Below are 17,379 nucleotides of genomic sequence, written 5' to 3'. Positions count from 1 at the left end.
CCTCAGCTGCCCAGCCTGACAGGCCGTCCGTCCGCACCCCAAGCGCCTACGGCCGCGCAGCGGACAAGACCGCCACATGAGACGGCGTCTAAGGGCGGTCTGTCAACATGGTCCTTCCAACACCACGCGATGCGGCTAGAGTTCGACGAGCCATCCGGCCGTCAGTAGCGCGACGAGCTCTCCGTAGGGGCCGTCGGAGCGGTCCAGTTCCAGGATGACGGGTGGCCCCAGGGGGTAGCGGGCTCCGCGAACGTGACGACCCCGCCCACCACCACCTCTTGAACACCGGGGGGCGTCCGGGCGCCGCGGACAGGGCACCAGAATGTACCGATCGGCGTCAGGAAGCCTTCCGGAAGTCGATGCCCAGCGCCGAGTCCGCGGACACCGGTACGTGGATACCGTCCCGCGCCCCTCGGCCGTCGACCACCAGCTCGATGGTCACGCGCTGCCCCGGCCCGGTACCGACCTCGACCTGGATCTCCTGATCCCCGAGGAAGTCCACCGGATTCCGCAGTGTCCACGTGCCCTCACCGCTGAAGGCGTGGACCGGGTGGTAGCCGCTGTAGCCGCTGGGCACCTTCGTCGCGGTCGCGGACCCGTCCTCGCGCAATGTCACCTGCGCGCCGCGCGGCCCGGTCCAGGTACCGACAACGTCGCCCCGCTCCGCCCTCCCCGGCCCCCACCCGACAAACAGGGAGATGTAGGCCACGCCGGCCAGCATCAGCACAACGATCGCCGCCGAAACCCCGATGGCCACCCGAGCCCCGAACTTCATCAGGCCGACGCCTCCCGTAAGAAATCCCACGTCCCGCCCTATTCGGCACATCGTACTCATACGGGAAATCGACCCATGGCCGCCCCACCACGCGAAGTGATGGCGGCTGAGGGCGGACGCTGAACGCGAGGTGATCAGGCTGGTGGAGGCCGCTGACGTTACGTGCGACAGCCCGCTGGCCGTGACCGGACCAGTGGTCAGACCCTCCAGGAACGGATGCGGTCGGCCGCGTCGTAGCCGTCGGTGTGGCCGGCCTCGATGTCCCGGGCGAGGTCGATCAGCGCGCCGTACGGCGGATCGATGCCCTCACCCGCGGCGTCCATGTAGGCCACGGCGACCGCGGCGCCGTACAGGGCGTTGCGGGCCGGCAGCGGGCGCAGCCGGATGACGGCGTGCATGAGCGCGGCCGCGCGCCAGGCACTGTCGACCGCAACATTGACCTGCGGGGTGTTGACACGGTGGCGGGCAATAGCGGCCACGAGACCGGAGAAGTCATGGACCGAGGGGTGCTTGGGCAGCACCTCCGCCTGCCGTTCCAGCAGCCAGCGGATGTCGATGTGCAGTTCCACTCAGGCCGCCCGCCTTGCAGTACCGGCAGCGTCCAGGCGGGCGGGGGCGTCGTCGGGGAAGGCCGCGTCGAAGGCGTCGGTGTTCTGGGCGACGAACTGCCGGAAGACCTCCGCGGCGCCTTCCAGGCGCGGGTCGCGGACCGCGTTGCGCGCGGCCTCGGTGATCAGGGCGGTCACCGTGGTGCCCTCGGCCTCGGCCCGCTCCTGCAGCCGAGCATGCAGTTCCTCGGGGACCCGGATGGTCACGGGCTTCGACATACCCCGACCGTACAGCACGGCGTACAGCAAGGCGCGGCTTCGGAATAACCCGGGTTCTTCTGCTGAGGTGGCAGGCCACCGACACTCCCCTGGCTTCAATGCGACAGGCTTGCGGAAACAGAGCAAGGAGAGACGCGAGCTCAGCCGGTGGCGAGCACGTCGCGGCGCCCGCAGTGGCCGGTGATGCGGGCATCCAGGCCGGCGTCCTCGGCGGCGCGGGCCATCGCGCGGCCGCAGCCGACCGGGGACAGCCGCCGGCTGCCGAGGTGCCCCACTGGTCGACGGGCGGATACGTGGGCCGCCCGGGGTGGCGCCCGCGGCGAGCTTGGCCGTTCGCCAGGCGAGCCAGCAGTGCACCGGGCAGGTGTCGGCGTACTGGCCGTAGGCGACGACGACCGCGACGGACTACGCCATCATGAGGGCCTGGCCCGCGCCCTGGACGCGGGCGGGGCACCGGACCGCCGGATCTGGAACGGGCACGCCTGGCAGGAGACCGGCCTGGTCACCTTCGACCTGCACCCCGGCGGACCGGCCGCGCTGCGCGCCGAGTGCCAGTGCACCTGGCACGGCCCCGCCCACCCGCTCGGCGCAGACTCGTCGTCTACGTCGCCGACGGCACCGTGGTCCGCGTCCGCGAGGTCAAGGACGGGCGCTGGGAATGGGACGAGAGCGGCGAGAAGGCGGCCCTGCCGCTCAGCGCCCCGCTCACCGTCGAGGAACTGCGCGAGCGGTTCCCCACCCTGCCCTTCGCCCTGGGGGACGCACGCCCCATGGTCCGCGGGAAGCTCCGCGAGTACCTCTCCCTGTAGCCCGGGCGGCACCCGGTCCGCTGCGCCGAGCCTGCGGTCGGCGGCCTTGCGGGCCCGGTACGCCGCCGGGCGCCGCGGCGATGCGTTCCCTCGGCAGCCGTGCCCCGCACCAGGCACAGCCGCCTGGCAGGATCACGCGCCCTGCTGCTGCTCGTCCTGGTCGGCGTCGGTCTCCGGCTCGTCGTCCGGGTGGGGCCGGCAGCCGAACGGCCCGACCGGGTGCTCGGGGGTAGCGCCGAATACGCCGGGCCCCTTCGTACGGTGCGGCGGCATCGGGATCATGCGTCCTCCCCTTCATGCCGGGCCTGCGCCAGCAGCGCCGCCACGACGTCGTTCGTCTCCTGGCTCTGTTCAACGAGCGTGTCCGTCACCTCGTCGCCTGCGGCGTCCAGCAGATGGTCATTTATGGGAACCACCGTCCGCGACGACCGTCACGCACGGCTACATCTCACTTCGCCGCAGCTGTGGGAGTACCGGCCGGTGCGGCGAGCCCCCGCCCCGGCCGGGCGGGGGTGTGGCTGTTCGGCTTCCGTCAGGTGAGGTCCAAGGTGACGCGCAGGGCGGCGGAGATCCGGTCCATTGTCTCGGCGTTCACGGTGCCGAGGAACTCCCCGGCGCTCAGGCGCTTGTCGGTCAGCGCGGTGAGGTCGATGGCGACGGCGGCGCCGCGCACCGGGTGGGCCATGGGGATGGTGACCACGGTGTCCGGGGCGCCCCGGGTCTCGTCGATCATCATGCACACGGCGGTGCCGGGCAGCGCCTCCAGGGCGGCGTCCGACTCAACGATGACCACCGCCCGGAACTTGGTGGCCAGCTGCACACGCCAGACCTGGCCGCGGGCGAGGGCCGTCACGCGACGTCCTCGCCGAAGAGGTCGGCCAGCTCCTCGGTGTCGCTTCCGGCCTGCTCGCGCCAGGCGCGTACGGCGGGGGCCGCATCCCGAAGCTGCTGGGCCCGCAGCGCGTGCTCTATGTAGGCCGACAGATTGCCGCCGGAGGCGGCGCGGGCATGAGCGAGGAGATCGGCCGGCAGGCTGACCGTGGTGCGCGTACGGGTCGTCATACGATTGAGCATACTCGTGTATGACGCCGTGGCGCACAGCCGCGCACCGAGCGGATTTGTGGGCTTGGTACTGGTGAGCCGTTAACGCCAAGCAATTGATCATGACTTTCCAGCAGCTCACCGTGCTGGGCCAGGAGAGAGCGGCAGGGCTCAGCGGTCGATGCTGGCCCGTACGGTGCGTACGAGGTCGGCGTCGGCACGCATGACGGCAGGAACCGCGGCGTCGGCGCGGGCCTGACCGTCGACCGCACCGAATCCCCTGCCGTACGTCGACGAGGTGAACCTCACTCGGCCGGTATCTTCGCTGCCGAGCGCCTCGCCGAGGACGACTCCGCCGGCGTACGGCAGGTCTTCAGCGCCGTCGGCCGCCTCGCCGCCGAGCCGAGGCTCGAGGGCGCGTTCGGCAGCACCGACGTCCTGCGCATCCGCGTGGGGGCACCGGGTGCTGTACGAGATCAATGACCGGCAGGTCCGCGTCAGCGTGATCCATCTCGGACGCTTGCGCTGACGGGGACCCGCCCCCGATACGGACAGCCGCGGCGAGCTCTGGGGGCGGATCAGGAGAGGGCCGGCATCGGCACCGTTACGGCAACGGCCATGGAGTGTCCAGAATGTGCGGCAGACCGAGCCGGTAGCGGGTCGCGTCCAGCAGTTTGGCCGCCTCGAATTCCGGCGGCCGGTACCCGGCGAACAGCCGGACGCGGCCGGCGTCCGAGCCTGCGGCGTCCAGCAGCCCGTTCGCGGCGCGCCGGCCGGCCTCGTTCGCGGTCTCCATCGACGTGAAGTCGACATTGCTGTACGTCCGCACGTAGTCGGCGGCCAGGAACAGATTCGGGATCGCGGTCGCCGCGTCGGGGCGGTGCTCCCAGGACCCCGCGTCGTTGAGCAGGTACGGCTCGTCGTTGGCCGGTTCGGGTCCGCCGGTCCCGGAGACGGCCGGGTCGAGGAACCACGAGTGCAGGACGTCGTCCGGCAGGTAGGTGCGCCCGGTGTCCTCCAGGGCCGCCTTCATCTGCGCCCACACCTCGGCCGCGATCTCCTTACGGGTGCACCGCTTGGCGGGCTTGCCGTACAGGGCGCCCGGGGCGTCCCAGTCGGAGACCACGACGGAGAACAAGTCCCGCGCCTGCCCGTCGCCCCAGGTGCGCGGGAAGTCGCTCCGCCAGAACTGTGACTGGCTGATCGACACCAGCGACCAGGGCGAGTCGATGTACGCCACGTGCCCCTGCACCACCGGGACGGGACGGCGCAGGAAGTACTGGATGCCGTGCGACCACGTGGTACGCAGGCGGTCCATGCCGGCGAGCCGCCGGTCCGCCGCGCGGATCGGCGCGCTCCACAGCGCCCGCGCGCGTTCGGCCGGTACGGCCGCCACGAACCAGTCCGCCTCGATACGGACCGGACCGGCGGGTGTGGCGGCGCGGGCCGCAGTGATGCGGCCCCCGCTCAGTTCGAGGGCGTCCACGGTGTGGTCCATCGTGAAGCGCACCCCGAGGCTGCGCAGGTGCCGCGCCCACGGGTCGATCCACGCCTCGCTGGTCGGACCGTTGAAGATCCTGTTGGAGGGGCCGTCCGTACCGCGCTGGAGCAGGGAGAAGAGGATCGCCTCCACACCCTGCCCGCAGGTGCGGCTGCTGGCGTCCTCGGGTTTGAGCGCCTGGATGACCTGGGCGCCGCCGCCGAACAGCTTCGCGTACTCGGCGGACTTGCCTTCGACGGCGAGGAAATCCAGCCACTTGATGTGTTCCCACTGCCCGAACGCGCGCTCCCTGCTGCTGGTCATCAGGATGGCCAGCTGGCGGGCGAAGAAGGCGGCCTCGTGCATCGGCAGATGGAAGAGCTGCTGCACGGCACCGACCAGCATGCGCCGCAGGGCGTCCACGTCGAGCGTCCGCCCCTCGAACGGGGTGGTGGGGATCGGCAGGTCGGCCCGTCCGTCGTCGCGGGCGAAGGCGATCCAGGGAACGGAGGTGAGGTTGTCATGGACGCCGTGGGCGTTGCCCGGGTACGGGATGCGCCGCAGGGTGTCCGGGAGGTTGTGGTAGAAGCCGAACACCCCGCGGTGCCCGTGTTCCCCCGGCAAATCCCGCCGCCCGCCGGTGCCGGTGCCGGGTACGGGGATGCTGCGCGCCTTGCCGCCCAGCGCCTTGCGCTCGTACACCGTCACCTGGAAGCCGCGCTCGGCCAGCTCGTGTGCGGCGGTCAGCCCGCCGACGCCGCCGCCCAGTACGGCCACCGACCGGCCCTGGCGGCCCCTGGCTGCGACCGCCGGCACGGCGTCGGGGAGCACCGCGGCGCTCAGGGCACCCGCCGTGACCACTCCGTACCGCAACACCTGCCTGCGGCCAGGGCCCTGGGCCGCTCTCCCGGCCGGGTCCCGGTGTCCGTGCTGTCCGTCCGTCATGGGTCACTCCTGCCATTCCGGTAGCTCCCGATAGGGCAGGCGACAGTAGTCACGGGCGCGGAAGAACAGAACAGCCGGCACCGGGGCACCGACCGCAACGCGCCATGGTCGCCGCCCTCTTGTGGTGCGGCGAGGTCGCCGGCAAGTGCGGCGCGTCAGGCCCCGGGGTGGCGATGCCGCAGGTGAGGTGTGGAGACCGCCAGCGGCATTGGGCGTCACACGTGGCGCGGATTCTCGCGGAACGTGGCATGCGATGCCTTCGAACCTGCGACCCAAAGAGCATGTTGACGTTTAGCGGTATTCGCGAGAACTGCTTGCAGTATCTTCCGGTTGCGTCCACGCTCCTTCATTGCGTGGCAGTTCGGGCAAAGAGCAATCATTTGGCTTGGATGGTCGCGCCCTCCTTCAGTGATTCGCTGCACGTGATCGACTTCGAGAATCGGTTGACCTTCATCTGTGACATCAAGCGGCTGTCCGCCGCATTTCGGATTCTCGCAACGCCCCAGGCACCGAAGCAGCACCGCCTGCCGAGCCGCTGAGATTCTGACCGGATCTCGACTCGTCGCTTCTCGTCGCTGCCCGTGAACGCCCCATTCTCGCGCTTCGACCTTGGCGACCAGCCGCCGATACGCGGCCATGGGTGCTGGGGCTGTTCCTGCCTGCTCACCCCTGACCTCCGGCGCGTTTGCCCTGGTCTCGCACTGCTGGTGACGGGAACGCCCTGGCGTCAGGAGCGGTAGAGCGCAAACAGGGCACTGCAAGTACGGAGCATTCCCGGCTCCAGAGGTGACGGCGAACGGTTCCGTCTGGCCAGTCCGCGGCGTCGGGACCGTAATGGAGGCCGTGGCTGTCACCTGTTTCATCACGTCAGACGCCTTAGGCTGCACCAGGGGACTCCCGTGACGCTCATTAACTACTTCTTCGAGTAGCGCTTCTACGGATCTACCCGCCGAAAGGTCGGAGCCCCCGAGAATAGCCGCAATCGATACGCCTAGGGTTCGATACGCATTCATTACCCACAAGCGGCCGTCTTCGCGACTGACACTTGGATCGCCACTCTGTAATGGTCGCAAAGAAAGTGGGCAGGTTACCCGGATTCCTAGCGGTGCACTCTGGGGAACCACTCGGACCGCCTGTGCCGCTTCGGCGATCTCATGCCGAATTGCGTAAATTTCATTGAGCGCCTTCAGTCGCCTCTCAGGGGATACTTTTTGGATCAATAAAGTGAGCTGCGGGTGAAAATACCGAGTGAGCTCAACTTTGGCCGCGTATAACCCAGGGCGCTCGACGAGAAAGAGCACTTTCTTGGTTCGGCGCATAGTGTCATCGCCCACAAATTCGAAAAATGATTTGCGCATGCGGCTAACACTAACGCCCTTCTTGGGCATCAGCCAGACGTTGATCGGCTAAAACGCATTGGAGGTCAAGGGAGGCTGCGAGTCGCTTCTGCTGCGGCGAGGGCAAAGTTGTGCACGTCGTGCCCTCCGCTCGTCATCTCACCGGAGCGACGGTTCGGCTGGCCCGCGTGCCCGCCGTACGGGCGGACGGAGCCGGACGCGGGGGTTGAGGAACATCCATGCCGGATCGTGCGCTAAGGGCGGACCGGTCGTTGGAGGCCGTTGACCTGGGCTGATCGTGGGCCTGAACCTTCGCGGGTCGATGTTGTCGATCTTCGGAGGGCTGTTGTGGAGGTCGAGTTTCTGACGGATGAGCAGGCGTCCCGGTACGGGGCGTTCTACGGCGCCCCGGCGCGGGCGGAGCTGGAGCGGTTCTTCTTCCTGGACGACGCGGACCGGGAGAAGGTGCAGGCGAAGCGGCGGGCGCACAACCGGCTGGGCTTCGCGGTGCAGCTGACGACGGTGCGTTTCCTGGGGAGGTTCATGCCGGACCCGCGGCAGGTGCCGGCGGAGGTGGCGGAGTACCTGGCCGAGCAGCTGGGCATCGCGGACGCTGCGGTGCTGGCGGAGTACGGCCAGCGGGACGGCACGGCCCGCTCGCACGCGGGGGAGATCCAGCAGGACGGCGGCTGGCGGGACTTCGCCGAGGTCCGGGACGAGCTGGTGGTGTGGCTGGACGCGCGGGCCTGGACGACCGGGGAGGGGCCGAAGGCGCTGTTCGACGCGGCGGTGGGGTGGCTGCGCGAGCGGCGGGTGCTGCTGCCCGGGGTGAGGCCGGTTCGCCCGACTGGTGGCGTCGGTGCGTGAGGGGCGAACCAGCGGCTGTGGGAGACGCTGCACGGCCTGCTGACACCTGGGCAACGGGCGGCGCTGGACGATCTGCTGACGGTGCCGGATGGGGCGCGGGTCTCGGAGCTGGACCGGCTGCGGCGCGGGCCGGTGCGCGGGGCCGCAGATGAAGGCCGCGCTGGAGCGGGCCCAGGAGATCGCCAGGCTGGGGATGGGCGAGGTGGCCGTGGCCGGGGTGCCGCCGCGCCGGCTGGTGGAACTGTCCCGGTACGGGGTGGACGGGAAGGCGTCGCTGCTGCGCCGGCACGGCGACGCGCGTCGCCTGGCCACCTTGCTGGCCACCGCGGTGCACCTGACCACCCGGGCGGTGGACGACGCGCTGGACCTGCTGGACGTGCTGGTGGCCACCAGGCTGCTGGCGCGGGCGGAGCGGGAGACGGCGAAGGAGAAGTTGAAGACCCTGCCGAAGGTGGAGCGGGCCGGCGCGAAGCTCGCCGCCGCGCTGCAGGTGGTGCTGGAGGAGACCGCCGAACAGGTGGACACCTCCACCGGGGAGATCACCGCGCCGAAGGTCGCGACGCTGGCGGCGATGTGGGAGGCGATCGAGGCGGTGGTGCCGCGCAAGGAGCTCGCCGCGGCGGTGGCGGCGATGGTCGAGCTGGCTCCGCCCCTGGACTCGGACGCGGACGAGGCGTGGCGGCGGATGCTGGTGTCCCGGTTCTCCACGGTGCGGCCGTTCCTGAAGCTGCTGGTGGAGGTGGTGGACTTCGAGGCGACCGCGGAGGGGGCGCGGGCGCTGCGGGCCTTCCTGTCGCTGCCGGAGCTGATGGGCCGCAAGAAGGTGGTGGAGGCCGAGATCGACACCGCCCTGCTGGCCGGGTCGTGGAAGCGGCTGGTGCTTTCGGCGCCGCACCTGGAGCCGGGCGAGGTGGACTGGAAGGCGTACAGCATCTGCGTGCTGGAGCAGGTGCACCGGCTGCTGCGGCGCAAGGAGGTCTTCGCCGTGAACTCCTCGAAGTGGAGCGACCCGCGGGCGAAGCTGCTGGCCGGCGAGGCGTGGGAGCAGGCCCGGCCCACCGTGCTGGCCTCTCTCGGCCTGCCGGGCAACGCCGCCGAGCACCTGGCGGCGCGGGCCGTGCTGCTGGACGGCACCTACCGGGATGTCGCCGCCCGGCTCCCGGCGAAGCTCAGGGCGGGGCCGACGGGCCCAGGCGCGACTATGGGAAGCTCGTTCAGTTCGATTCCGCGTGTTGCTGATGGGAGCCAGTCCTGAAGACCTTTGAGGAACTGTCCGCGACGCTTGCCTCGTCGGGGGTCACTCTGCTCGCCATCGAGCAAACGGTGACCTCCTGCCCGCCCGAGGCGGCTCATGCAACGTCATGTGGCCTGCAGGACGGGCGCGTCGACATCGTTGTCGAATACGACAGTCCCGATCCTCTCCAGGAGGTCGACGACGCCTGGTTTGAGCTGGCATCGCGATTCGGGTTGTTCGGAGATAGGGGGGAGTTCCTCCTCCTGGTCAATCTGCACGACGATCCATACGACAGTGACCTCTACTGGGCACGCGTTCGACTTCAGGAGAATTGGACCGTCGCCGGGTCCAACGGCGCCACCATCAACGGGCCCGCGAGAAATGGACTCGCCACGATGTCACCGTCTGGGGGCGTCATCATCGTCGGGACGACCTACGAGAGGTACATGTCGGTCTTGGCGGTGCCGCGTCCTCACCGGGCTTCAGCGATCCGGAAGTTTGCCCAGTTCATGCTCAGGGACGGCGAGCTTACGAGGGATGAGGCCGAGAACGTCAAGGGATGGCTTGCACGGGACTGACCTCCGCGAAGGCTCAGCTCGCAGGAGCTTCCGGTACCTGGTCCTGTTGGCTGCTTCGGGGAACTATGTGCTCTCAAGCCGCTCGTGGCTTCCCGGGCGCGCAGGCACTGGCCCAGCCGGACAGGGATGCGTTGCAACGGTTCAGCGTCGGCTGTCCCCGGGCGCGAGGAGACTGGTTACCTCGGCGATGGCCTCCGCGGACGGCTTGAAGTACCGGCGGACGTTCTCCACTTTCTTGTGCCGGGACTTGGCCATCAGCATCAGCTCGGATGCGCCCCGCTCGCCGAGGTGGGTCAAGGAGGAGTGCCGGTACTCATGCAGGTCCCAGCCGGTGCCCGGGCCGGCCAACGCGGTGTGCTGGTCGAGCAGCGCGCGGGCCTGGCCGTAGGAGAGCCGGGCCAGGCCGGTGTCCGGGCAGACGTCCCGGGCCGAGACGACCTTGCCGGGGCCGGGGCGGCGGTGGGTGACGAACACCGGCCCGCGGGTGCGGCCCTTGAGCAGCCGGGGCAGCAGCCGGGCGGTGCCCGCGTCCCAGAACACCGTCTCCAGCACGTAGTCGGAGCGGGCGGCGCCTCGGCGGCGGACCTTCGGCTGGGCGCCCTTGGACTTCACCGGGCAGCGGCGGCCGGCCAGGTCCAGGTCCTCGATGTTGACGTCCAGGACCTCCTCGGAGCGGGCGCACGTCTCGTACCTGTTGACTGAACTACTTGTGATGTTCTTGCAGGTCAGTGACTGTTTGGCAGGGTCATCGTTGGTCTGGCCGTGGAGTCATCGAGAGACCTGGCGGCCCTGTCCGTGCCCTTGGCCGGAGAGCTGGTGGCCACGAACGATCTGTGGGAGCCCTACCGGCTCGTCGGCCCGGCCGGTGAGCCGGTCGAAGGTGCAGCCGGGTTCCTGCGGGATCTGCAGGCGATCGGGCGACCGGCAACGACCCAGCGCTCGTATGGAATGGACCTGCTGCGCTGGTTCCGTTTCCTGTGGGCCGTCGAGGTACCGTGGGACCGAGCCAGCCGGATCGAGGCGAGGGACTTCTCCCGCTGGCTGCAGCTCGCGGGCCAGCCTCGGCGTCCGCACTGGCGCCGTCAGGCTGATCATGTCGGGCAGTGGAAGCCGGGTGGGAAGCCATACGCGCCGTCGGTCCGTACGCACAGTGAGACGGTCCTGCGGACCTTCTACGACTTCCACCGCGACGTGGGCACCGGCCCGGTGCTCAACCCGCATAGCCGCAGCTCAATCCACCCAGGCGGGGGGAAACGGCTTCGCTGACACAATCACTGGATGACCAGTAATGACATCCGGTTCGACTGCCAGCATCGTGGCGACGGCGGCCCGCTCGTGATCGTCCCCCGCATCGACGGAGCACCACTTACCGAGCTGATCGACGGGTTCGAGATCGCCGCCGGGATGCAGCCCGCAGGCGACGCCTACGGCGGTCTGATTCCGGAGTTCTTCCGGTTCGGCCCGATGCAGGATCACTTCCTCGGACGGTCCACCAACGCGATGGGGCCGAAGACACCCGTTCTCGGTTGTGAATGCGGCGAGTGGGGATGCTGGCCCCTCATGGCCCGCATCACCGCGACGACCGACTTCGTGACCTGGGACGCCTTTGAGCAACCGCACCGCAAGACCCGCGACTATGTGGCATTCGGTCCGTTCCAGTTCGACCGTCACCAATACGATGGCGCCTTGCGGGCCCTGAGTGCGGTGATCGGCTCCGACGTCGACGACACGCGTGCATGAGCGCCACCAGCCGCGGTCTGCTGGGCTAAGGGATGGGAAGCGGTTCATGGAAAGGTTCGAGACGCACAGTCTGGCGCTCATGCCTGGCCAGAAGGTGCAGGTCAGGGTCCTCAGCCATCACCCATGGGGTGTTCTCGTTGAGATCGTTGGTTACGAGAACACCGGTCTGTCGGCCTCTATCGACATGATCCAGCAGTTCTCCCAGACCACGCGCAGCCACGACGAACTACTCGCGCTCTTTCCACCCGTCGGTTCACAGATCGATGCAGTGATCGAGCAAATCCACCGCTGGCATCCGCCGGTATCAGTGCGGCTCACCATCCGACCTGCCGACCTGGAGTCGCTTGTCTGGAGCTGCGACTTCTGTGGTGAACCGATCACGTTGGGCCCAGGTGGAGACGCCCTCGTCCTGGACTCCCGCAGCAGCGACGGTCCAGGAAGCCACACCATCATCTCCCACCGGCACTGCCTGGCCGAGCGCATCCACCCGGAGAACAGTGGAGAGCGGGCGCGAGCATTGAAGATCGGGAAGATGTGCTGAAGTCGTGAGGTTCGCGCCTACCGATATGGATGAGCTCGACAGCTCATTCGGCGGGAACCAAGCGATAGTTCAGAGAAGCTTGTGTGAGATGTCCGATGCTGTGGCCCGACCCCGACCAGCGGATGCGGCTCGTCGAGATCCGCGACAACCTTCACGCCCGCATCGCGGAGGCTGAACGCGAAGGATGGCTTGGCGAAGTCGAGGGACTGAAGATCAGCCTTGCCGGTGCCGAGGAGAAACTCGCACAGCTCGACCGGCGTCCGGCCAACCACAGCGTTGTTGACCTCGGCATCCCTACCGTGACTCACGCCGGGAGCACAAGGAGTCCGAGCGAGAGGCCCGCGCCCGGCGACGCCTGAAGCATCCCAACATCGCCTGCCCTACGCCGCGATGGCAAAGTTCAGAGAATAGAGCATCCGCCACAGGGTCTTCTCCCGCAGGTGGACGTCGCGGCGGGCGATCAGCCGGTCGATCGCCATCTTCGAGCGCACCGGGGTGTCGGAGTCCGGCGGCGGCATCCGCTTCGCCCAGGCCGGGACCGCCGGCCCGTCGTAGCCGCGCTCGGCGCACCAGCTCGTCCAGGAGAGCACCGCGCCGCGGCGGGCGTTCCAGGTGTTGACCGCCGAGCTGCCCCACAGCAGCTCCAGCGTCTCGCCGATCTCGTCGTCCGCCACCGTGGCGAGCGGGCGGCCCTCGCCGATCCGCTCGGCGGTCTTCCCGACCGCGATGCCGTAGTTCCGGACGGTGTCCGGGTTGGCGAGCGAGTCGAGGAAGGTGTCGGCCGCCGTCCGGACGGTCAGCGCCTTCCCGGTCGGCAGCAGCAGGACCGCGGGCACCGTCTCTCCCTTGCCGCAGATAACAGGGCCGCTTCACGCAGCGTGCGGAAGACGTCCCCGCAGGTCGCGCTCAATGATACCGCAGATAATGGGGCGTTACCTGTGGAACGATTTCACGGCCACCGCCGCGCCGACGTCCCGTCAGGTGCCCACCAGCGGCGATCCGGGCTTAGCGCACGATCTGGCATGGATGTTCCTCAACCCCCGTGAACAGCATCGGCGGATCTGCGGTGAAGGAAGCCTCCAAGGATGCTCTCAAGGCCGGCTCGGCCAAGAAGCTCCTGGCCTTCTTGAACAGCGGCCAGTACCTGTCGCGCACCGCCGATGAGCGGGTCCGCGCGGGCAACTGGTCAGCGTCGGCGGCCCGGAGCTGCAGGCGGCCGCGAAGATAGCCCTGTCCGGTATGCCGGAGCAGCTGCACAGCTTTATCCAGGTCGGCCAGTACATGGCGGTCCGCAAGGACCAGCTCGCCCAGACCCACATCACCCAGATGAAGGGCCTGCTCGCCGAGGCGTCCAAGCTCGCGGCCCGGGCCCGGGAGAACTCCTGGCACGCCGCCCAGGCGGCAGCCGTGGCCCACAATGCCCAGGCCGACGCCGACACCAGGCGGCTGCCGAGGCGAAGAAGTCCGCCCAGCGGGCCGACGGCTACCGGCAGGACGCCGCCGCATCAGCCACGGCCGCCGAGAAATCCGCCGCCGAGGCGAAGAGGTCGGCAGCCACCGCCCGCAACGCCGCCGAGGCCGCCCAGCGCGATGCCCGGGCTGCCGAAGCCTCTGCCGCCCGCGCCGAATTCTCGGCGAACTACGCGCGCAACTCCGCTGAGATGGCGCACGACGCAGCAGCCGCCGCCCGCCGGTCCGCCGATCAGGCCGGCAAGGACGCTGAGGAAGCCTCCAAGATCGCCTCGGCGGCCTGGGTCGATGTCGAGGAAATGCGGCGCAAGGAAGTCGCCGAAGCCAAGCGACGCGCCGAAGAGGCGAGGAAGGAGGCCGAAAAGGCGAAGGAGAAGGAGGGCACGCCGTGCGTCGCTCCGGCTGCGGGCTACGGCAAGGGCGGCATGATGGGCTGCCTCCTCACCCAGGACGACGCCTATGTGGACACCGATGCCATCGAGGACCTCGGCAAGAAACACCTGGAAGCTCTGAAGGAGCTGTCCTCCCTCACCGACCTCGAAGAGTGCATCAAGGACCCCACCGTCACACGGTGCGCCGCCTTCGCCGTGGCCCTTACACCCACCGGCAAGGCTGCCGGCCTTGCCGGCCTTGCCGGCAACCTTGCCGGTAAGGGCCTCAAGGATGCCAAGGAACTGGCAGAAGCCTCCCGCCTCGGCAAGATCGCCAAGGCCCGCAATGCCGTCCTGAAGGACGGCAAGCCCTACGGCAAGCCAGACAAGCCAGGGAAGCCGGTCCACATGGTCACCCCTGATGAGCTGTCAGAGGTCGCCGACAACATTCGCAAGGAGCTCGGCGCTCCAGACAAGATCATCCCAACGAAAAAGGGCCCAGTCGAGGTCTCGGAGCTCGAAGGCGGGAATATCAATTACCGCAATTTCAGCACGTCAGGCGGTAAGATGGACCCGACCTCCGACTTCAGCGACGATCTCCAGAAGGAACTCGGACTGAAGCGTTACCACATAAAACACTAAGAGGGCCGGAATGTCGACAGAAGATGTATACGAAGAAGAACTCGAATACCTCGTCGAATATGCGGAAATGACCCCCGTGTACTTCATCCCAGTCCGAGACGCAGCCAAAAACATCGCCGGGAAAGACCGCACCGAAGCACAGTTGCAAAACGTCACCCTGCAGCTGATCGGCGACATGCTGGACCGTGGAGTGCAAATTGGCGACCTCGGCTCCCAGGAGGATGAGGACTTCGTACCCTGGAACCTCCCCCGGGACCAGGCCCTGCAAAGAGTATCCAGAGAAATGAAGCAGTACAATGATCCGCTGGACTTCGTGAACATCTGCTGGTTCAGCGCTGCTTGACCCCCGGTTCCCCTTCCGAGCTCTCGGAAGGGGAACCGCCTTGCCTCGCGACACCGTTGGGATAAGTCCTGGCCCCAGCTTGACGTCGGTCTTGAGCACTCGATTTGAGTGGTCGGGACCGGCGTTTCGCGTTGAGCTTGACCCTGTCGGGGATCTTGGCGGTCTGCTCAGTCTCTGAAGAACGCGGCCGAGGCCGCCGTCATTGCGGCGAATGCCAATAAGTGGGCGACTGAGGCCAAAAAGGCGGCAGACAACGCCGACGCCTCGCAGAAAAAGGCCCAGGAATACGCCACGGAAGCCGACAACTACGCCAAGGCGGCTGAGGAATCGGCAGCCGCAGCAAACAAGTCGGCACGCCTGGCCGACGCCGCGGCCACCCAGGCCGAACATGAGGCCACTAAAGCCGAGTACGAAGCGTCCCGGGCATCCGCGTCCGCGCTGCGGGCCAACGCCGACGCCGACTCCGCCTATACCGCAGCACGCCAGGCCCGTGCCTCGGCCGAAGCCGCCGGGAAGGACGCCGCTGCGGCCGAGAAGGCATACGGAAATACTCTTGCGACGTACTACATCAAGGTCCGCGATGAGGAGGAGCGCCGACGACAGCAAGAGGAGGTGACCCGGCAGGCGGAGTCGGGCATGTCAGACGTCACGCGTCTGCAGCTACAGGCATGGCGGGAGCTGCTGACCATCGGCGCGGACAACAAGGGAGGATCTAACGCTCCGAGCGCGATCCAGCTCGGCATCCAGTGGGTGGCCGGAACGGGCAACAAGGTGGACTTCTTCTTCGCCGGAGACGAGTTCACGGAGCAGCTCCGCAATGACCACTCGATGGACACTGTTCGCGATGAGATCCGCCAAAAGGTCCTCAAGGGAGACCCTAAAATGTACAACGGCGGATACAGTGTGGTGCGGCATGAAGGCTGGAGCCGGCTGGTCGACGATGCGACCGACCTGCTGACGTACGGGTTCACCGGGTTCGAGAAGGTGGCGCGCACCGGGGGAAAGTACGGCACTTCGTCCGCCACCTTCGCCGGCTCATACGAATATTATTTCGACGTCCTCTCGCGAGACGCAAAAACGGGTAAGACCAGATTGCGGATTCGAATTGAGAATAAAACCACCATCAACTCCCTCCTGCATCCGCCCGGGAAATACAGGCCGTTCGTCGAGAAGTGGGTCGGCATGCCGTGGACCGGCATAGCGGACAAGATCGACGGGCCATTCCGGACAAAGGTCCAGGAAGCTATTTGGGAAGAGGAAATGATCGTCCGATGAAAAAGAAAGTGTCGCTGGCCATCGCGGCGTCCGTACTGGTGCTTGCCGCCGGGGGGTTCCTGGTCTTCGCCGCCATCGACGCGATGAAGCCGGGCACGGCGGAGCGCAGTGACGTCATCGGCTCCTGGGCCGGCTCCCACGGAGCCCAGCTGACCCTGCATGAGGACGGAACGGCAACCGGAGAGAAGATACCCGCACGCTTCGCACCGGACGGAACCCCGAACGCCACCGTCGGCGGGAGCGGAACGTGGTCCATGAAGAAGAAGACGTCTTCCGCTGCGGACCAAGAGATAGAGGTTGTGCTCAACACAGGCCCCGGCATTCAGGCGGGCGTTGATTTCAGCGTCAACGGCCAGGGGGCCGAGGACGGCCTCTACCTTCCGGTGTCCGCGGAAACCGCACAGCAGTTCCGCTTCGAGAGAGTTTCCTGACGAAACTCCAAAACCCGAATGCAGCAACACCTTTCCGTCAACTGGACACCGGCGGCGAAAACACTGGCCTGACCACCACACCGGTCCTGGTCACTTTTGACGAGTGGCCGGGACCGCAGGCGGCGCCAGCCTGTTCCCCCCTGGACTTTGGTGGGGGCGAGACGGTAGGACTCGACACGAGCCGAAGAACCAGACAAGGGTGGTCCGGCAACGACGCCTGGTCGCGTTGTCAGCGACGAGCAAGCCGGCCAGCGGCGGATACGGGGATACGACGGTGCCCCTCCCAGAAGAGCCCGGAGGGGCACCGTACGCGCGTCGGGCTGTTCGGCTAGGTGTGTTGTTTGAGGAGGTTGGTGACGCGGCTGGCTGGGGTGTGGCCGCCGATGCCGGTGTGGGGTCGGTGGTAGTTGTACCAGTCGAGCCAGTCGGGGAAGGCGGCCTGACGTTCGGTGTCTGAGGTGTAGGGCTGGTGGTAGGCCCATTCGTCGAGCAGGGTGCGGTGGAAGCGTTCGACCTTGCCGTTGGTCTGCGGGCGCCAAGGTTTGGTCCAGCGCGGCTGGATGCCCAGGTCGCGACAAGTGCGGCGCCAGGTGTTCTTGGAATAGGCCCAGGCGTTGTCGGTCAGGACACGTTCGATGGTGATGCCTCGGGCGGCGAACCAGGCCGTGGCCCG

25 protein-coding genes and 3 pseudogenes are annotated in these 17,379 nt (G+C 67.9%); 13 read left to right on the top strand and 15 right to left on the bottom strand.

Translation table 11 applies throughout. The features are described 5' to 3' along the window. Window positions 1–337: 337 nt before the first annotated feature. The gene (locus ACZ53K_RS41660) at window positions 338–775 is read right to left on the bottom strand and encodes a hypothetical protein (protein WP_468848072.1); all 438 of its coding nucleotides are present in this window, start codon (window positions 773–775) and stop codon (window positions 338–340) included. Between ACZ53K_RS41660 and ACZ53K_RS41655 the strand changes: the two genes are divergently transcribed. After that, window positions 750–875 carry an EspF repeat-containing protein gene (locus tag ACZ53K_RS41655; RefSeq protein WP_468848062.1) on the top strand — a complete coding sequence of 42 codons (126 nt, stop codon included), beginning with the start codon at window positions 750–752 and terminating at the stop codon, window positions 873–875. The genes ACZ53K_RS41660 and ACZ53K_RS41655 overlap by 26 nt on opposite strands. A gap of 97 nt (window positions 876–972) precedes the next feature. Here ACZ53K_RS41655 and ACZ53K_RS41650 read toward each other — a convergent pair whose 3' ends face one another. The 3 genes from ACZ53K_RS41650 to ACZ53K_RS41640 form a co-directional block, all read right to left on the bottom strand. Continuing rightward, a complete protein-coding gene (locus tag ACZ53K_RS41650) occupies window positions 973–1,344 on the bottom strand; it encodes a toxin Doc (protein WP_468848060.1) in 372 nt (123 codons plus the stop codon). Next, window positions 1,345–1,602, bottom strand: coding sequence for a YlcI/YnfO family protein (locus ACZ53K_RS41645; RefSeq protein WP_468848057.1), 258 nt, complete (start codon window positions 1,600–1,602; stop codon window positions 1,345–1,347). Between the two features lie 140 nt (window positions 1,603–1,742). Beyond that, complete coding sequence (locus tag ACZ53K_RS41640) at window positions 1,743–1,877, bottom strand: hypothetical protein (RefSeq protein ID WP_468848054.1); 135 nt, start codon at window positions 1,875–1,877, stop codon at window positions 1,743–1,745. A 273-nt stretch (window positions 1,878–2,150) separates the two neighbouring features. Between ACZ53K_RS41640 and ACZ53K_RS41635 the strand changes: the two genes are divergently transcribed. Further along, window positions 2,151–2,411, top strand: coding sequence for a hypothetical protein (locus tag ACZ53K_RS41635; protein ID WP_468848051.1), 261 nt, complete (start codon window positions 2,151–2,153; stop codon window positions 2,409–2,411). Window positions 2,412–2,543: 132 nt separating this feature from the next. Here the strand turns inward: ACZ53K_RS41635 and ACZ53K_RS41630 are convergent, their stop codons facing one another. From ACZ53K_RS41630 to ACZ53K_RS41600, 7 genes are all read right to left on the bottom strand, one after another. Beyond that, window positions 2,544–2,693, bottom strand: coding sequence for a hypothetical protein (locus tag ACZ53K_RS41630; RefSeq protein ID WP_468848049.1), 150 nt, complete (start codon window positions 2,691–2,693; stop codon window positions 2,544–2,546). Next, window positions 2,690–2,827: a hypothetical protein gene (locus tag ACZ53K_RS41625; protein WP_468848047.1), complete on the bottom strand. Its 138-nt coding sequence runs from the start codon at window positions 2,825–2,827 to the stop codon at window positions 2,690–2,692. Before ACZ53K_RS41625 ends, ACZ53K_RS41630 begins: the two co-directional genes overlap by 4 nt. Window positions 2,828–2,943: 116 nt before the next feature. Then, entirely contained in the window at window positions 2,944–3,264 is a 321-nt protein-coding gene (locus tag ACZ53K_RS41620; RefSeq protein WP_468848044.1) for a type II toxin-antitoxin system PemK/MazF family toxin, read from the bottom strand. Next, window positions 3,261–3,473 carry a type II toxin-antitoxin system CcdA family antitoxin gene (locus ACZ53K_RS41615; protein ID WP_468848042.1) on the bottom strand — a complete coding sequence of 71 codons (213 nt, stop codon included), beginning with the start codon at window positions 3,471–3,473 and terminating at the stop codon, window positions 3,261–3,263. Before ACZ53K_RS41615 ends, ACZ53K_RS41620 begins: the two co-directional genes overlap by 4 nt. Before the next feature lie 150 nt (window positions 3,474–3,623). After that, window positions 3,624–3,932, bottom strand: coding sequence for a hypothetical protein (locus tag ACZ53K_RS41610; protein ID WP_468848039.1), 309 nt, complete (start codon window positions 3,930–3,932; stop codon window positions 3,624–3,626). 124 nt (window positions 3,933–4,056) lie between these two features. Next, complete coding sequence (locus ACZ53K_RS41605) at window positions 4,057–5,877, bottom strand: hydroxysqualene dehydroxylase (RefSeq protein WP_468848036.1); 1,821 nt, start codon at window positions 5,875–5,877, stop codon at window positions 4,057–4,059. A gap of 215 nt (window positions 5,878–6,092) precedes the next feature. Beyond that, a complete protein-coding gene (locus ACZ53K_RS41600) occupies window positions 6,093–6,299 on the bottom strand; it encodes a hypothetical protein (protein WP_468848067.1) in 207 nt (68 codons plus the stop codon). Between ACZ53K_RS41600 and ACZ53K_RS41595 the strand changes: the two genes are divergently transcribed. From ACZ53K_RS41595 to ACZ53K_RS41585, 3 genes and pseudogenes are all read left to right on the top strand, one after another. After that, window positions 6,231–6,416 (top strand): hypothetical protein, encoded by a 186-nt coding sequence (locus ACZ53K_RS41595; RefSeq protein WP_468848070.1) that lies wholly within the window; start codon window positions 6,231–6,233, stop codon window positions 6,414–6,416. The genes ACZ53K_RS41600 and ACZ53K_RS41595 overlap by 69 nt on opposite strands. A gap of 1,146 nt (window positions 6,417–7,562) precedes the next feature. After that, window positions 7,563–9,243 (top strand): annotated as a pseudogene (locus ACZ53K_RS41590) (DUF4158 domain-containing protein); the annotation flags it as partial. A gap of 161 nt (window positions 9,244–9,404) precedes the next feature. After that, window positions 9,405–9,893 carry a hypothetical protein gene (locus tag ACZ53K_RS41585; protein WP_468848034.1) on the top strand — a complete coding sequence of 163 codons (489 nt, stop codon included), beginning with the start codon at window positions 9,405–9,407 and terminating at the stop codon, window positions 9,891–9,893. 141 nt (window positions 9,894–10,034) lie between these two features. On the opposite strand, the pseudogene ACZ53K_RS41580 reads toward ACZ53K_RS41585, so the two are convergent. Then, window positions 10,035–10,583 (bottom strand): annotated as a pseudogene (locus tag ACZ53K_RS41580) (site-specific integrase); the annotation flags it as partial. Between the two features lie 72 nt (window positions 10,584–10,655). Here ACZ53K_RS41580 and ACZ53K_RS41575 point away from each other — a divergent pair. From ACZ53K_RS41575 to ACZ53K_RS41560, 4 genes are all read left to right on the top strand, one after another. After that, a complete protein-coding gene (locus ACZ53K_RS41575) occupies window positions 10,656–11,159 on the top strand; it encodes a hypothetical protein (protein WP_468848031.1) in 504 nt (167 codons plus the stop codon). Between the two features lie 12 nt (window positions 11,160–11,171). Next, entirely contained in the window at window positions 11,172–11,633 is a 462-nt protein-coding gene (locus tag ACZ53K_RS41570) for a hypothetical protein (RefSeq protein WP_468848028.1), read from the top strand. A 46-nt stretch (window positions 11,634–11,679) separates the two neighbouring features. After that, window positions 11,680–12,174: a hypothetical protein gene (locus ACZ53K_RS41565; protein ID WP_468848026.1), complete on the top strand. Its 495-nt coding sequence runs from the start codon at window positions 11,680–11,682 to the stop codon at window positions 12,172–12,174. A 95-nt stretch (window positions 12,175–12,269) separates the two neighbouring features. After that, the gene (locus ACZ53K_RS41560; protein ID WP_468848023.1) at window positions 12,270–12,533 is read left to right on the top strand and encodes a hypothetical protein; all 264 of its coding nucleotides are present in this window, start codon (window positions 12,270–12,272) and stop codon (window positions 12,531–12,533) included. A gap of 48 nt (window positions 12,534–12,581) precedes the next feature. Here the strand turns inward: ACZ53K_RS41560 and ACZ53K_RS41555 are convergent. Together ACZ53K_RS41555 and ACZ53K_RS41550 are read right to left on the bottom strand one after the other, a co-directional pair. Next, window positions 12,582–13,010, bottom strand: a pseudogene (locus ACZ53K_RS41555) (site-specific integrase); the annotation flags it as partial. 169 nt (window positions 13,011–13,179) lie between these two features. Continuing rightward, a complete protein-coding gene (locus ACZ53K_RS41550; RefSeq protein WP_468848021.1) occupies window positions 13,180–13,491 on the bottom strand; it encodes a hypothetical protein in 312 nt (103 codons plus the stop codon). Between ACZ53K_RS41550 and ACZ53K_RS41545 the strand changes: the two genes are divergently transcribed. The 4 genes from ACZ53K_RS41545 (at window position 13,381) to ACZ53K_RS41530 (ending at window position 16,706) form a co-directional block, all read left to right on the top strand. Continuing rightward, window positions 13,381–14,073 (top strand): hypothetical protein, encoded by a 693-nt coding sequence (locus ACZ53K_RS41545; protein ID WP_468848065.1) that lies wholly within the window; start codon window positions 13,381–13,383, stop codon window positions 14,071–14,073. The two genes, ACZ53K_RS41550 and ACZ53K_RS41545, sit on opposite strands and share 111 nt — an antisense overlap. A gap of 594 nt (window positions 14,074–14,667) precedes the next feature. After that, window positions 14,668–15,000, top strand: a complete 333-nt coding sequence (locus ACZ53K_RS41540) for a hypothetical protein (protein ID WP_468848018.1) — start codon at window positions 14,668–14,670, stop codon at window positions 14,998–15,000. Window positions 15,001–15,636: 636 nt separating this feature from the next. Further along, window positions 15,637–16,275, top strand: coding sequence for a hypothetical protein (locus ACZ53K_RS41535; protein ID WP_468848015.1), 639 nt, complete (start codon window positions 15,637–15,639; stop codon window positions 16,273–16,275). Window positions 16,276–16,283: 8 nt separating this feature from the next. After that, entirely contained in the window at window positions 16,284–16,706 is a 423-nt protein-coding gene (locus ACZ53K_RS41530; RefSeq protein ID WP_468848012.1) for a hypothetical protein, read from the top strand. Window positions 16,707–17,034: 328 nt separating this feature from the next. On the opposite strand, the gene ACZ53K_RS41525 is transcribed toward ACZ53K_RS41530, so the two are convergent. Next, the coding region (locus ACZ53K_RS41525; protein WP_468848009.1) for an integrase core domain-containing protein at window positions 17,035–17,379 on the bottom strand (345 nt) is incomplete at its 5' end.

The organism is Streptomyces sp. NPDC033221, from assembly GCF_055577005.1.
Note: the sequence above shows the minus strand (reverse complement) of the source record. Positions and strands in the feature narration are given on the sequence as shown.

What these genes read in the sequence shown, in the direction of transcription:
- ACZ53K_RS41655 (WP_468848062.1), top strand. Translation starts at nt 750, where the DNA reads ATGGCCACCCGAGCCCCGAACTTCATCAGGCCGACGCCTCCCGTAAGA.
- ACZ53K_RS41660 (WP_468848072.1), bottom strand. Translation starts at nt 775, where the DNA reads ATGAAGTTCGGGGCTCGGGTGGCCATCGGGGTTTCGGCGGCGATCGTT.
- ACZ53K_RS41645 (WP_468848057.1), bottom strand. Translation starts at nt 1,602, where the DNA reads ATGTCGAAGCCCGTGACCATCCGGGTCCCCGAGGAACTGCATGCTCGG.
- ACZ53K_RS41630 (WP_468848049.1), bottom strand. Translation starts at nt 2,693, where the DNA reads ATGATCCCGATGCCGCCGCACCGTACGAAGGGGCCCGGCGTATTCGGC.
- ACZ53K_RS41615 (WP_468848042.1), bottom strand. Translation starts at nt 3,473, where the DNA reads ATGACGACCCGTACGCGCACCACGGTCAGCCTGCCGGCCGATCTCCTC.
- ACZ53K_RS41605 (WP_468848036.1), bottom strand. Translation starts at nt 5,877, where the DNA reads ATGACGGACGGACAGCACGGACACCGGGACCCGGCCGGGAGAGCGGCC.
- ACZ53K_RS41570 (WP_468848028.1), top strand. Translation starts at nt 11,172, where the DNA reads ATGACCAGTAATGACATCCGGTTCGACTGCCAGCATCGTGGCGACGGC.
- ACZ53K_RS41565 (WP_468848026.1), top strand. Translation starts at nt 11,680, where the DNA reads ATGGAAAGGTTCGAGACGCACAGTCTGGCGCTCATGCCTGGCCAGAAG.
- ACZ53K_RS41560 (WP_468848023.1), top strand. Translation starts at nt 12,270, where the DNA reads ATGCTGTGGCCCGACCCCGACCAGCGGATGCGGCTCGTCGAGATCCGC.
- ACZ53K_RS41540 (WP_468848018.1), top strand. Translation starts at nt 14,668, where the DNA reads ATGTCGACAGAAGATGTATACGAAGAAGAACTCGAATACCTCGTCGAA.
- ACZ53K_RS41535 (WP_468848015.1), top strand. Translation starts at nt 15,637, where the DNA reads ATGTCAGACGTCACGCGTCTGCAGCTACAGGCATGGCGGGAGCTGCTG.